The organism is Dietzia sp. UBA5065, assembly GCA_002415925.1.
Classification (GTDB): Bacteria; Actinomycetota; Actinomycetes; order Mycobacteriales; family Mycobacteriaceae; genus Dietzia.
In genome coordinates this window covers 4,884-18,561 of sequence record DIAZ01000007.1, presented here as the reverse complement: position 1 = coordinate 18,561, position 13,678 = coordinate 4,884, and the positions used below count along the sequence as shown (strand labels likewise).

The 13,678-nt window shown below is 70.1% G+C and carries 10 protein-coding genes and 1 pseudogene; 9 read left to right on the top strand and 2 right to left on the bottom strand.

Annotated features, from left to right (window positions below; translation table 11 throughout):
- The 3 genes and pseudogenes from B4M60_RS00715 to B4M60_RS00705 form a co-directional block, all read left to right on the top strand.
- A pseudogene (locus B4M60_RS00715) lies at positions 1–414 on the top strand (hypothetical protein); the annotation flags it as partial.
- 264 nt (positions 415–678) lie between these two features.
- A complete protein-coding gene (gene gltB / locus B4M60_RS00710) occupies positions 679–5,280 on the top strand; it encodes a glutamate synthase large subunit (RefSeq protein WP_291079445.1) in 4,602 nt (1,533 codons plus the stop codon).
- Complete coding sequence (locus B4M60_RS00705; protein ID WP_291079444.1) at positions 5,273–6,745, top strand: glutamate synthase subunit beta; 1,473 nt, start codon at positions 5,273–5,275, stop codon at positions 6,743–6,745. The genes gltB and B4M60_RS00705 overlap by 8 nt, the downstream gene beginning before the upstream one ends.
- Before the next feature lie 24 nt (positions 6,746–6,769).
- Here the strand turns inward: B4M60_RS00705 and B4M60_RS00700 are convergent, their stop codons facing one another.
- Positions 6,770–8,488, bottom strand: a complete 1,719-nt coding sequence (locus B4M60_RS00700; RefSeq protein WP_414646696.1) for a SulP family inorganic anion transporter — start codon at positions 8,486–8,488, stop codon at positions 6,770–6,772.
- A gap of 219 nt (positions 8,489–8,707) precedes the next feature.
- On the opposite strand from B4M60_RS00700, the gene B4M60_RS00695 reads away from it, so the two are divergent.
- The 4 genes from B4M60_RS00695 to B4M60_RS00680 all read left to right on the top strand — a co-directional run bounded on the left by B4M60_RS00695 (position 8,708) and on the right by B4M60_RS00680 (position 10,355).
- Entirely contained in the window at positions 8,708–8,983 is a 276-nt protein-coding gene (locus B4M60_RS00695) for a hypothetical protein (RefSeq protein ID WP_291079442.1), read from the top strand.
- A gap of 112 nt (positions 8,984–9,095) precedes the next feature.
- A complete protein-coding gene (locus B4M60_RS00690) occupies positions 9,096–9,308 on the top strand; it encodes an RNA-binding S4 domain-containing protein (protein WP_414646695.1) in 213 nt (70 codons plus the stop codon).
- A complete protein-coding gene (locus tag B4M60_RS00685) occupies positions 9,308–9,862 on the top strand; it encodes a hypothetical protein (protein ID WP_291079440.1) in 555 nt (184 codons plus the stop codon). Before B4M60_RS00690 ends, B4M60_RS00685 begins: the two co-directional genes overlap by 1 nt.
- Positions 9,863–9,935: 73 nt before the next feature.
- Positions 9,936–10,355, top strand: coding sequence for a hypothetical protein (locus B4M60_RS00680; RefSeq protein WP_291079439.1), 420 nt, complete (start codon positions 9,936–9,938; stop codon positions 10,353–10,355).
- A 17-nt stretch (positions 10,356–10,372) separates the two neighbouring features.
- Here the strand turns inward: B4M60_RS00680 and rraA are convergent, their stop codons facing one another.
- Complete coding sequence (gene rraA / locus B4M60_RS00675; RefSeq protein ID WP_291079438.1) at positions 10,373–10,855, bottom strand: ribonuclease E activity regulator RraA; 483 nt, start codon at positions 10,853–10,855, stop codon at positions 10,373–10,375.
- A gap of 135 nt (positions 10,856–10,990) precedes the next feature.
- On the opposite strand from rraA, the gene B4M60_RS00670 reads away from it, so the two are divergent.
- Both B4M60_RS00670 and B4M60_RS00665 read left to right on the top strand, forming a co-directional pair.
- Positions 10,991–12,157 (top strand): amidohydrolase family protein, encoded by a 1,167-nt coding sequence (locus B4M60_RS00670; RefSeq protein ID WP_291079437.1) that lies wholly within the window; start codon positions 10,991–10,993, stop codon positions 12,155–12,157.
- Positions 12,154–13,674, top strand: coding sequence for a phospholipase D-like domain-containing protein (locus B4M60_RS00665; protein ID WP_291079436.1), 1,521 nt, complete (start codon positions 12,154–12,156; stop codon positions 13,672–13,674). The genes B4M60_RS00670 and B4M60_RS00665 overlap by 4 nt, the downstream gene beginning before the upstream one ends.
- The last annotated feature ends 4 nt before the right edge of the window (positions 13,675–13,678 follow it).

The following is a 13,678-nucleotide window of genomic DNA, read 5'->3' as shown; positions in this document are numbered from 1 at the left end:
GAGGGCTCCGGCGAACTGTCCTCGGGCTCGCTGGCTCCGCTCGGATCCACGACCGCCTCGGCGGCGGGGTCGTTGCCGATTCTGCTGCCGGTGGTCCTCATCGGTGGATCGATCGCCGGTGCTCCGATGATCCAGCAGTCGGTCGCGAATCTGAACATCCAGCTGCCCGTCCTTCCGGGGTTCCCACCGCTGGCGGGCTCCGCCATCGCGGGACCGGCTCTGGTCCAACCCGTCGCCGAGGCGCCGCCCGCCCCGGGCCCGACCGCGCCCAACGGTCGAGGTGGCGAGTCCGGAACGGCGGGCGGTGGCGTCGTCGGCGCGGCTCGCGCCACCGTCATGTCCGGCTCCCTCGGTGACTACGAGATCGCGCTCCCGGCCGGGGTCACGCTGCCGCCCCTGCCCTTCATCCGCTGACCCGCGGGAGGCGAACGGCCCCGCCCCGAGTGCACCACTCGGAGCGGGGCCCGCATCCATTTCGGGACCCGGGCGACCCAGGCTTGAGAGAAATCTCACAAGGTGGAATCGGGATCCCACGTCGATGGACTGGGTTTGACGAAACCGAATTGCGCGACTAGCCCCTTTCTCCCATATTATTTCCGGGCCAGAGCACCTCGGTCCTCTGAGTGCGGGTGCTCCAGCCACCACGGAGTCTTCCCGTCGACAAGCGAAGGCGAGCAGATGATGACGACTCCCGGCCCCAAGGGCCTGTACCGCCCTGAATACGAACACGATTCCTGCGGTGTCGCGTTTGTCGTGGATATGTACGGACGGCAGTCCCGGGACATCGTCGACAAGGCGATCGCCGCGCTCGTGAACCTCGAACACCGCGGGGCCGTCGGTGCAGAGGCCAATACCGGAGACGGCACGGGCCTGTTGATCCAGGTACCTGACCGGTTCCTCCGCGACGTCATGCGCGAGGAGCACGACGTGGAACTTCCTGAGGCCGGTGCATATGCGACCGGCCTTTGTTTTCTCCCGCAGTCCCGCATGTTGGCGATGGACGCGATGCGGATGGTCGAGAGGATCGCCGCCGAGCAGGGCGTCACGGTGATCGGTTGGCGCGACGTCCCAGTCGACGACTCGACCGTCGGCGCGATCTCGCGTGACGCGCAACCGAGCATCAACCAGATCTTTGTCAAGGCCGCGGGCCCGGACGGCGGACTGCTGACCGGTCTCGCGCTGGAACGCAAATGCTTCGTCGTCCGCAAGCGCTGCGAGCACGAGCTCGGCTACAAGGGCTCGGGTAAGGGTGACCTCGGCTCCGAGACCGTGTACTTCCCGTCGCTGAGCCCCCGCACGTTCGTCTACAAGGGCATGCTCACCGAGAAGCAGCTCCCCGAGTTCTACCTGGACCTGCAGGACGAGCGCGTCGAATCCGCGATGGGCATCGTCCACTCCCGCTTCTCCACCAACACGTTCCCGGCCTGGCCGCTGGCCCACCCGTTCCGCTACGTCGCCCACAACGGTGAGATCAACACCGCCCGCGGCAACGAGAACTGGATGCGCGCGAGGGAATCGCTCATGTCGAGCGCGCACATCGAGGACCTCACCGCGGCGCTCCCCATCTGTACGCCGGGTGGGTCGGACACCGCCCGTTTCGACGAGGCGTTGGAACTCCTCACGCTGGCCGGCCGGACGCTGCCCCACTCCGTCCTCATGATGGTCCCGGAGGCGTGGGAGCGGCACGAGACCATGGACCCCGCCAAGCGGGCGTTCTACGAGTACCACGCCTCGCTCATGGAGGCCTGGGACGGTCCGGCGTCGATCACCTTCACGGACGGCACCGTGATCGGTGCCGTCCTCGACAGGAACGGCCTCCGGCCCTCGCGCATCTGGGTGACCGACGACGGGCTCGTCGTGATGGCCTCGGAGGTGGGGGTCCTCGACATCCCGCAGGACAAGATCGTCACCAAGACCCGGCTCCGCCCGGGTCGCATGTTCCTCGTCGACACCGCCCAGGGTCGGATCATCGACGACGAGGAGATCAAGACCCAGCTCGCCGCCGAGCACCCGTACCAGCAGTGGCTCGACGAGGGCATGGTCCACCTGGACGACCTCCGCGAGGTCGAGCAGCCGTACATGGCCCACGAGCGGGTGGTCCTGCGGCAGCGCGTGTTCGGGTACACGGAGGAGGAACTCCGCATCCTCGTCACGCCGATGGCGGCCAGCGGTGCCGAGGCGATCGGCTCGATGGGCACCGACACCCCGCTTCCGGTGCTCTCCCAGCGTGCCCGGATGCTGTTCGACTACTTCGCCCAGCGCTTCGCCCAGGTCACCAACCCTCCGCTCGACGCGATCCGCGAGGAGCTCGTCACCAGCTACGGCGTGACTCTCGGTCCCGAGGGCGACCTCATCAACCCGGGCCCGGACTCCTGTCGGCAGATCAGGCTGGACAACCCGATCCTGGGCAACACCGAACTCACGACCCTGATGCAGGCCGGCGAGACCCACCCGGGTCTGCGATCGGTGATGGTCCGCGGACTGTACAACGTCGCCCACGGCGGGCGCGGACTGCGCATCGCCCTCGATCGCATCCGTCGCGAGGTGTCGCACGCGATCGAGGACGGCGCGAGCATCATCGTGCTCTCCGACCGGGAGTCGGACGAGCGCAACGCCCCCATCCCGTCGCTGCTGCTCACCTCCGCCGTCCACCACCACCTGGTCCGGGAGAAGACCCGGACCAGGGTCAGCCTCGTGGTGGAGTCCGGAGACGCCCGCGAGGTGCACCACATGGCGGTGCTCTTCGGGTACGGCGCCAACGCGATCAATCCCTACATGGCCTTCGAGTCGATCGACGAGCTGGTCAAGACCGGCGACCTCACCGGCGTCGACACCGGCACTGCCTGCGCCAACTACCGCAAGGCCGCGGCCAAGGGCGTGCTCAAGGTGATGTCCAAGATGGGGATCTCGACGCTCGCCTCGTACACCGGCGCCCAGCTCTTCGACGTCACGGGACTCTCGCAGGAATTGTGCGACGAGTACTTCACCGGGTCGATCAGCCCCATCGACGGGATCGGTCTCGACGAGATCGCGGACGACGTGGCCCGGCGGCACCGCTTCGCGTTCCTGCCGCGACCCGAGGAGGCCGCGCACCGCGAGCTCGAGATCGGCGGCGAATACCAGTGGCGGCGTGAGGGTGAGTATCACCTCTTCAACCCCGACACCGTGTTCAAGCTCCAGCACTCGACGCGGTCCGGCCGCTACGAGATCTTCAAGGAGTACACCCGACTCGTCGACGACCAGTCGGAGCGACTCGCCACCCTCCGCGGACTCTTCGACCTCAGGGGGACGCGCGCGCCGGTGCCGATCGACGAGGTCGAGCCCGTGTCGGAGATCGTCAAGCGGTTCTCCACCGGCGCGATGAGCTACGGCTCCATCTCCGCCGAGGCGCACGAGACCCTCGCGATCGCCATGAACCGTCTCCACGCCCGGTCCAACTCCGGCGAGGGCGGGGAGGCGGTCGACAGGTTCGAACCGGATGCCAACGGGGACTGGCGGCGCTCGGCCGTGAAACAGGTCGCCTCCGGCCGGTTCGGCGTGACGAGCAACTACCTGGCCAACTGCACCGACATCCAGATCAAGATGGCCCAGGGCGCCAAGCCGGGCGAGGGTGGACAGCTCCCGCCGAGCAAGGTCTACCCCTGGGTCGCCGAGGTGCGCGGCTCGACCCCCGGCGTGGGACTGATCTCCCCCCCGCCGCACCACGACATCTATTCGATCGAGGACCTGGCGCAGCTGATCTACGACCTCAAGAACGCCAACCCGGAGGCCCGGATCCACGTCAAGCTCGTGGCGGAGCAGGGCGTCGGCACGGTGGCGACGGGGGTGTCCAAGACCCACGCCGACGTGGTGCTCATCTCGGGTCACGACGGTGGCACCGGCGCCTCGCCGCTCACCTCGCTCAAGCACGCGGGAGGCCCGTGGGAGCTGGGCCTGGCGGAGACGCAGCAGACCCTGCTGGTCAACGGCCTGCGCGACAGGATCGTCGTGCAGGTCGACGGCCAGCTCAAGACGGGACGCGACGTGATCGTCGCCGCCCTGCTCGGCGGCGAGGAGTTCGGCTTCGCCACCGCTCCGCTCGTCGTGGCCGGCTGCATCATGATGCGGGTCTGTCACCTCGACACCTGCCCGGTGGGTGTCGCCACCCAGAACCCGGTGCTCCGGGAGCGGTTCAACGGCAAGGCCGAGTACGTGGTGAACTTCATGGAGTTCATCGCGCAGGAGGTCCGCGAGTACCTGGCCGAGCTCGGTTTCCGTTCGCTCGACGAGGCGATCGGCCACTCCGAGTGCCTGGACAAGTCCCGGGCGTTCGCGCACAACAAGCGCGTGGCGAAGCTCAACCTGGAGCCCATCTTCGCCCAGGCGGAATCCCCCTTCATGCATCAGGACCTGCGGTGCACCAAGGGACAGAACCACAAGCTGGACCAGGCGCTGGACAACACGCTCATCGCGGACCACCGCGCGGTGATCGCGGACCCGTCCTCGGGCCCGGCCACCGGCGGGTACCCGATCTGCAACGTCAACCGGTCGGTCGGCACCATGCTCAGCCACGAGATCTCCAAGGCGCACGGCGCGGCCGGGCTCCCGGACGGGTCGATCGATCTGACCTTCACCGGATCCGCGGGCAACTCCTTCGGTGCCTTCCTCGCCGCGGGCGTGACGCAGCGGGTGTTCGGTGACGCCAACGACTACGTGGGCAAGGGGTTGTCCGGCGGGAGGATCATCGTCCGGCCCGCCCTCGACGCCGCCCCCGACTTCGTGGCGGAGGAGAACATCATCGCCGGCAACGTGATCTGCTACGGCGCCACCGGCGGCGAGATCTTCCTCCGCGGGATCGTGGGGGAGCGGTTCTGCGTCCGGAACTCGGGCGTCACCGCGGTGGTCGAGGGCGTGGGGGACCACGCGTGCGAGTACATGACCGGCGGCAAGGTGGTCGTGCTCGGCTCCACCGGGCGCAACGTCGCGGCCGGTATGTCGGGCGGTGTCGCGTACTTCTACGACCCGCACGGCGAGTTGCCAGGCAATCTCAACGGCGAACTCGTGGACATCGAGGCGCTGACGAAGGACGACGTCGAGTTCCTCCACGGGATCGTGGAGCGGCACGCCGAGGAGACCGACTCGGCCAGGGCCGGGGAGATCCTCGCCGGCTGGGCGCAGAACGTGAATCACTTCGCCAAGATCATGCCGCGCGACTACAAGCGCGTGCTGCTCGCCATCGAGCAGGCGGAGAAGGACGGACGCAACGTGGACGAGGCGATCATGGAGGCCGCAAATGGCTGACCCGAAGGGCTTTCTCAAGCACACCGAGCGGGAGCTGCCGCAGCGTCGGCCGGTGGACCTCCGAATCATGGACTGGAAGGAGGTCTACGAGTCGACGGTCCTCCCCGAGGACGCGCTGCGGACCCAGGCCTCCCGGTGCATGGGTTGCGGTATCCCGTTCTGCCACCAGGGCTGCCCGCTGGGCAACATCATCCCCGAGTGGAACGACCTGGTACACCGCGGGCAGTGGTCGGAGGCGGTGGACCGGCTGCACGCGACCAACAACTTCCCCGAGTTCACGGGCCGGCTCTGCCCGGCGCCGTGCGAGGGGTCGTGCGTCCTGGGCATCAACCAGGAGCCCGTGACGATCAAGCAGATCGAGGTCGAGATCGCCGAGCAGGCGTGGGCGGACGGCGGGATGGAGCCGATCGTCCCGTCCTTCCGGACGGGCCAGAAGGTCGCTGTGGTGGGCTCCGGGCCGGCCGGCTTGGCCGCCGCGCAGCAACTCACCCGGGCCGGCCACTCGGTGACGGTCTTCGAGCGGGACGACCGCATCGGGGGCCTCATGCGCTACGGAATCCCCGAGTTCAAGATGGAGAAGTCGGTCGTCGACCGCAGGCTCGCCCAGATGGAGGCGGAGGGCACGGTCTTCCGGCCCGGCGTCAACGTGGGCAAGGACATCACCGCGGCTCAGCTCCGGGCGGAGTTCGACGCGATCGTGCTGTGCGGTGGGGCGACCATGCGGCGGGATCTCCCCGTCCCGGGCCGCGAGCTCGACGGGATCCACCAGGCGATGGACTACCTGCCGCTGGCCAACAAGGCGGCGGTGGGCGATCCCGTGGTGGACGCGGACGGGTTGCCCGCGATCCACGCGCGGGACAAGCACGTCATCATCATCGGCGGCGGCGACACGGGGGCGGACTGCCTCGGCACCGCCACCCGCCAGGGCGCGAAGTCGATCAAGAGCTTCGAGATCATGCCCCGGCCGCCCGCCACCCGTGCCGCCTCGACCCCGTGGCCGGTCTACCCGCTGATGTTCCGCACCGCGTCGGCTCACGAGGAGAATGGCGAGCGGGTCTACAGCGTCTCCACCGCCGAGTTCCTGGGGGAGGGCGGTCACGTCACCGCGCTCAAGGGGTCCGAGGTGAAGATGGTCGACGGGCGCTTCGAGCCGGTGCCGGGGACCGACTTCGAGTACCCGGCGGACCTGGTGCTGCTCGCGATGGGCTTCACGGGAGCGCAGAAGTCCGGCCTGTGTTCGGATCTCGGGGTGACGTTCACCGACCGTGGGAACGTGGACCGGGACGGCACCTACGCCACCGACGTCGACGGCGTCTTTGTGGCCGGTGACATGGGTCGCGGTCAGTCCCTGATCGTGTGGGCGATCGCGGAGGGTCGTGCCGCGGCGGCGTCCGTCGACCGCTTCCTCATGGGGGAGACGGCGCTCCCGGCGCCGGTCCGTCCCACGGACGTCGCCCAGCGCTGAGGACCGCCCCGCCCGCCCCGCCCGCTACGCGGGCGGGGCGCCGTCGCGCTCGGCCCGCCACCGGGTGTAGGCCTCGACGGCCGTGGGGAGCGTGGCGAAAATCCGGTCGCGGCCGATGCGCTCGAGTACCCCGCCGTCCTCGAGGGCTCCGAGGATCTCGAACTTGGCCCGCGCGATCGCGAACTCGACCCCGCGGTCGGAGAGGTCCCGTCGCAGGGACTCCATCGCGTCGACGGCCGTGAGGTCGAGTTGGGTGTTGGCCTCGGCGTTGAGGAGGAACCAGCGCGGCGGGGTGGTCTCCTCGTCCACGGCGCGGAGGGCCCGGGTCCGGAAGTCCTCGGCGTTGGCGAAGAACAGCGGGGCGTCATAGCGGTAGACCAGCAGTCCCGGTACCTCCGAGCCGGTCTCGTAGTCCGAGAGGTCGTGCATGCCGGCCATGCCGGGGATGTAGCCCAGGACGCCGCCGTGCGGCCGGCTCAACCGGCGGAGCAGGTCCACCACGCTCAGGCCCACGGCAAGCCCGATGCCGGGGAGGATCCCCAGGAACAGCACCCCCGCCGTGGTGGCGGCGGCGAGGGACGCCTCCATCCGTGAGAACCGGTAGATCCGCCGCATCTCCGCCACGTCCACCAGTCGGGTCGCGGCGTACACCACCACCGCGCCGAGTGCGGCCCTCGGGAACCAGGCCAGCGCGGGGGACAGGACGACCATCGTCGTCACCACCACCGTCAGGGCCACGAGGGAGTACGCCTGGGTGCGGCTGCCCATGGCGTCGCCGAGCGCGGTGCGGCTCCCGGAGGAACTCACCGGGAATCCCTGGAGGAATCCCGAGGACAGGTTGGCCACGCCGAGGGCGAGGAACTCCTGGTTGTTGTCGATGCGCTCGCGCTTGCGGGACGCGAACGCCCGGGCGGTGAGGACGTTGTCGGAATAACCGACCAGTGCGATGCCCAGGGCGGCGGGGAGCAGGGCCAGCAGGTCGAGGTCGGCGAGGGAGGGCACCCGGGGAACCGGTAGTCCGGTCGGCATCTGGCCCACCACCCGGATGCCGACGTCGGTGAGGTCCATGAGCCACACCGCGAGGGCGGCCAGGACGATCACGACGAGTGGGCCGGGGACCAGGGGGCTGATCCGGCGGAGCGCGAACAGGGTGAGGAGGCAGGCCGCGGACAGGACCAGGGTCGGCAGGTGGACGTCGCCGAGTTGCGCGGCGACCGACGCGAGCTGGGCGGGCAGCGCCTCACCCTCGACGCGGAGACGGGTGGAGGCGCCGAGTTGGCTGACGATCATCAGGACCGCGATTCCCGCCATGTATCCCACGAGCACCGGCCGGGAGAGCATGTCCGCGAGGAACCCGAGACGCCCCAGGAAGCCGATGAGGCACAGGATGCCCACGGCGATCGCCATCACCGCGGCCACCTCGGCGTAGCGCTCCGGGCCTGCCGCTCCGACCAGCGCGGCCACGCCGGCGGCGGTCATGAGTGCGGTGGTGGACTCCGGGCCCACCGAGAGTTGACGGGAGGACCCCAGTGCCGCGTAGACGGCGAGCGGCCCGAGGATCGCCCAGAGCCCGGCGACCGGCGGCAGCCCCGCGATCTGGGCGTACGCCATCACCTGCGGGATGAGGTACGCGGCGACCGTGACGCCCGCGAGGATGTCGCCGCGGAGCCACACCCGCCGATAGTGGAGAAGTGCGGCCACACCGGGCGCGAGGCCCGCCCCGGCGTGGTGGGCCGACCCCACTGCGTCCCCGTCCGGTGTGCGTGCCACGGAAAGAACCTAGGCCACTCGGTGACCCCGTGGGTGACCGTGGCGCTTGACCTTAAGAGAAACTAAGATGGACCTCACTACGACTCTCGGCCACCTCGGCCACCGTCACGGAAGGCATCCATGGTCCGCCGCCGTTTCGCCACCGCGATCGGCGCTCTCTGTCTGACCTCTCTGATCGTCGGGGGACCCGTGGTGTCAGCGCAGACGGCCGGGCCGGGTGCCCAGTCCGTGGTGACGGACCTGCCCGTGCTCAGTGAGTTGCCCCCGCTCCCTCCCGAGGGGGGAGCCCGGGATCCGGAGGACGAGGACGACTCGGCGGTCTTCGGGATCTCCGGCGTCCAGACCGTGGCGCTGGGGTTGGCCGGCGCGGCCCTCGTTGCAGGGGGTCTGGGCCTGGCGTTGGTCACGCGCCGGGGCCGCGCGGACGTCGCCGACGACGGGACCCGGACGGCTGATCCGACAGGGTGAGGGCGGGGTCGTTAAGCTCGGCGGTATGAGCCGCCACATCGCAGGACGGGGCCGGGCCGGGCGGGCGACACCGCCGCCGGCCGGGCCACCAGCAGACCACGTCGAATGCGATCTGAGCAGCAAGCTCACCCTCGGCCAGTTCCTCAAGCTCGCGTCGTTGCTCGACTCGGGGGCCGAGGCCAAGGACGCGGTCGCGGCGGGTGCGGTCAGCGTCAACGGCGAGGTCGATGTGCGGCGGGGTCGTGGGCTGGTCGACGGCGACGTGGTCTCGTTCGGCGGCCGTGCTGCCCGTGTGACCGCGCGGGGCGCGGAGGGGGTGTCCTGATGGGTGACGCGAGGTCCGGCGCGGTCCAGGCTCCGGTGGTGCTCCACGATGAGGACCCGGGCGCGCGCCGCTACGCCGGGTGGCTCGCCGACGAGTTCGACACCCACTCCTCCCACCACGACGCCGTCGATCCCGCCGAGCTCGTCGTGGCCGGGACCGTCGTGCTGGTGACCGGAATGCGTCCGGACGGTGGACTGGGCGGTTCGGGGTTCATCAAGGACAACTGGGAGGCGCTCGTCGAGGCGGGACGCCGCGTCGCGGTGGTCATGGTGGGTCCCACCCCGGTCACCGACGACGCGCGGATCGCCCTGATGTCGAGCGAATTCTCCGGCGACCAGCTGCGCGATCTCAAACTCTTCCAGCTCCGCGGGGTGGTGACCCCTGACCAGTTGGGGTTCCGCCAGCGGCTGGGGATCAAGACCGCACTGGCGGCACTCCGCCGGAAGCCGGATCGGACCCCCGAGGAGGAGACGATGCTCGAACTCGGCGGTCTCGACCTCACCGATCGGGCCTCACTGGGCCCGCTGCTGCGGTGGATCCGCCGGGAGGCGTGACCGACGTCGTCGGGCCCGCGATACCCTGTGGGCCACGTCACCGCTCCACGCTGAGCTGATCCGGAGGACACACATGCGCCCGACCGCCCTCACGTCGACCCTCGCCGCCACCATGGCGGCGGGGACGATCCTCGCCGGTGCAGGAACGGCCGCGGCACAGGCCGATCCGCCGCCGAACCCGACGAACACCGAGATCGACGGCGGGTGTGTCGACATCACGACCTTCACCGGTCTGGTCAGGTGCATGAAGATGGATCCGACCGTGGGGACCCAGCTGGGCTCGCTCGGTTACGGGTCGCTGGGCACCGGCTCGCTGCTCGACCTCCTCACGGGCGTGATCAACGCCGGTTCGGTCGCGATCTCGGTGGACGTGCCCAACTCGACGGGCTCGTACGCGCCCGGATCACTGGGCAGTTACGGCCCCGAAGCCTCGGTCGCGGAGATGTCGGTGGGCTCCGTCGGTAGCCTCGCCGCCTACACCGGCGGTTCCTGACCCGGCGGTGACACCGGTCAGCGGACCACGATCCCGTCGGAGTCGGCGTAGAGCACATCGCCGGGGACGAAGTCGACCCCTCCGAAGCTCAGGGTCACGTCGCGCTCGCCGGCGCCCGTCTTGGTGGACTTGCGGGGATTGGTCCCCAGGGCCTTGCAGCCGAAGTCCATCCGGCCGACCAGGGCGGAGTCGCGGATCGCGCCGTGGACCACCACGCCGGCCCAGCCGTTGGACCGCCCGAGTTCGGCGATGATGTCGCCGACGAGCGCCGTGTGCAGGCTGGCGTCTCCGTCGATCACCAGGACGCGCCCCTCTCCGGGCTCGCCCAGGACGCTCTTGAGCAGGGCGTTGTCCTGGAAGCATCGGACGGTGGAGATCGGTCCGAAGAACTGGGTGCGGCCTCCGAGGTCGCGGAACTGGGTGTCGCAGCTGCGGACGTCCTCGCCGATCTCGTCGACGAGGTCGGCGGTGGGGACGAATCCGGTGGGGGTGTCGGTCATGGCGGGCCCTCCTGGTGTGCGGTCGGTCTGCCCACACGCTATCCGTCGACCTGCCCTCGGAATACCGCGGGCGTGGGGGACAATGGCCGCCGAGGGGTGTCCCCGCAAGCTCGACCGATGCTGGAGGAACGATCTGTGGCGAAGTACGAACTCCTGATCCACGCCCGCCGCGCCGTGATCGACGGCAGGATCCAGCAGGCGGCCGTGACGGTGGACGGCGGGGTGATCTCGTCGGTGCGCACCGGTTCCGACGCGCGGGACATCGGGTTGGCGGGCGACCACACGATCGATCTGGGCGACGACGTGGTCCTCATGCCCGGGTTGGTGGATCCCCACGTCAGCACCGAGGACGTGGGGGTGGGAACCCGTGCGGCGGCACTGGGCGGCGTCACCTCCGTGGTCGACTACGGGTCGGACGGCCACCCGGCGGCGACCGAGCCGGAGCACGTCGACCGGTGGCGAGACCAGGTGGCCGGCGAGTCCGCGGTGGACGTGGGGCTCTGGGGTGCCGCCGTCCCCGACAATCTCAGCAGGCTCGGTGCGTTGCTGGGGCGCGGCGTCCTGGGGATCTCCGCGGTGGCCGCGGGGAAGGGGGTTCCGGGGGCGCCGACCCTCGACACCGCACAGCTCGTCGCGGCGGCGGTGGAGGTCGCCGACCATCGCGGCCTGTTCGCCGTCGACGCCGGCGTCGACGACCTGCCCGCCCTGTTCGACGTCTGCCGCCGGACGGGCGGACGGCTCCATCTGCGGGCCGTCGCCGACGCGGCGGAGCTTCCGCTGCTGAGGGCGGCCCGGGCGGAGGGGCTCCCGGTCACCGCCTCCACCAGCCCGCACCTGCTCGCCCTGGTCTCCGAGGTCACCGGTGGGGGCGCGGCGGTCGACGGCCTCGATCCGCCGATCCGGGACGCGGCCACGCGCGAACTCCTGTGGGACGGCCTGCGCGACGGGACGATCGACGCGGTGGCGTCCGCCCGGCTCGGGTTGTCGGTGGTGTGGACCGAGGCGCGGCGCCGCGGAGCGGACCTCGCCGACGTCGCCCGGTGGATGGCGGGACGGTCGGCGGCGATCGTCGGGCTCGAGGACCGCGGGGAGATCCGCAGCGGGCTCCGGGCGGACTTCACCGCCGTGGCGGACGACGAGGCCTTTGTCGTCCTCCCCCGTGCCCGCGAGCTGGGTTCGGCCGACTCGGTCTACGCGCAGCGTGCACTGGCCGGAGTCGTGCGCTGGACCATGACGGGCGGCGTCGTCGTCGACCCCCGGGGCCTTCCGCGCGGCACCGTCCTCACCCGGACGGCCACATGAACCCCACGGTGGACCGCCTGGACTTCCTCCCGTTCCCGGACGGCGTGACGTCGGCGTTGCTCATCACCGAGTACGCGATCAAGATCCTCGCCCTGGGGATGGTCCCGGAGAACCGGCAACCCGCGTCGTCGCAGGCGTGGCTCCTGGCGATCCTGTTCATCCCCATCATCGGGGTGCCGATGTTCCTCCTGCTGGGCAACCCGTACATCACCGGCAGGCGGCACCTCATCCAGGCCGAGGCCAACCTGCTCTACGCGGAGGCCCTCGAGGACTGGCCGACGGTGCCGCCCGGGGTCCACATCGGGCCCGGGGTCCGGACCGTCCTCGGGATGAACCGGGCTCTCACCGCGATCCCCTGCATGTCCGGGGAGTTCGTGGCGCTGCACTCGGACTACGGCCGCTCCCTGGAGGCGATGACCGCGGCGGTGCGGGGGGCCCGCGACCACGTGCACATCGAGTTCTACGCCCAGTCGTGGGACGACGAGACCGACGAGTTCTTCACCGCAGCCGTCGCGGCCGCCGAGCGGGGTGTGACGGTCCGCCTGCTCGTCGACCATCTCGGGTCGCTCCGGTACCGCGGGTTCAAGCGGCTCCGCCGGAGGCTGCGTCAGACCCCGGTCGAGTTCCATCTCATGCTGCCGATCAACCCGTTCGTGGGCCGGTTCCGGCGCCCCGACCTGCGCAATCACCGCAAGCTCCTCATCGTGGACGGCCATCACGGCTTCATCGGCTCCCAGAACCTCATCGCACGGCACTACGGGAGCAGACGGAACGCCCGGCTCGGGCGGGAGTGGGTGGACCTCATGATGGAGGTGCGCGGGGAGATCGTCCGCGGGATGGACGGGGTCTTTGCCGTGGACTGGTACTCGGAGTCCGGCGAGGTGATCGACATCCGGGAGGAACTCGCCCTGCGGGCCCCGGACGAGACCGGCCGCGGGGCCGGCGACCCCACCGCCGGAGACCCGGTCACGGCCTTCCAGCTGGTCCCGTCGGGGCCCGGCTACCGCACCCAGCCCAACCTCCGGATGTTCACCCAGCTCATCGGCCAGGCCCAGGACAGGATCCGGATCGTCAGCCCGTACTTCGTCCCCGACGAGTCCCTGCTCCACGCCATCACCTCGGCCTCCTACCGGGGTGTCGACGTGGAGCTCTTCGTCCCCGAGCACGCGGACCAGTTCATGGTCCACCACGCGCAGCGATCGTACTTCCGTGCGCTCCTCGAGGCGGGGGTGAGGATCAACAGGTTCCGCTCGCCGGCCGTGCTGCACACCAAGATGCTGCTGATCGACGACTACGGCGGGGTGGTGGGCTCGAGCAACATGGACCTGCGGTCGTTCAACCTCAACTTCGAGATCAGCCTGTTGGTCCTGGGAGGAGACGCGGTGGCCGAGCTCAACCAGGTGGTGGACAGCTACCTGGACGAGAGCGCGCCCCTCGCGCTGGAGGGGTGGAACGGCCGACCGTGGGCGGGGCGTTACGTGGACAACGTCGCGCGGCTCACGTCGGCTCTGCAGTAGGTCG

Excerpts from the sequence above, each read along its gene's own strand:
- gltB (WP_291079445.1), top strand. The coding sequence starts at position 679 with ATGATGACGACTCCCGGCCCCAAGGGCCTGTACCGCCCTGAATACGAA.
- B4M60_RS00705 (WP_291079444.1), top strand. The coding sequence starts at position 5,273 with ATGGCTGACCCGAAGGGCTTTCTCAAGCACACCGAGCGGGAGCTGCCG.
- B4M60_RS00685 (WP_291079440.1), top strand. The coding sequence starts at position 9,308 with ATGGGTGACGCGAGGTCCGGCGCGGTCCAGGCTCCGGTGGTGCTCCAC.
- B4M60_RS00680 (WP_291079439.1), top strand. The coding sequence starts at position 9,936 with ATGCGCCCGACCGCCCTCACGTCGACCCTCGCCGCCACCATGGCGGCG.
- rraA (WP_291079438.1), bottom strand. The coding sequence starts at position 10,855 with ATGACCGACACCCCCACCGGATTCGTCCCCACCGCCGACCTCGTCGAC.
- B4M60_RS00665 (WP_291079436.1), top strand. The coding sequence starts at position 12,154 with ATGAACCCCACGGTGGACCGCCTGGACTTCCTCCCGTTCCCGGACGGC.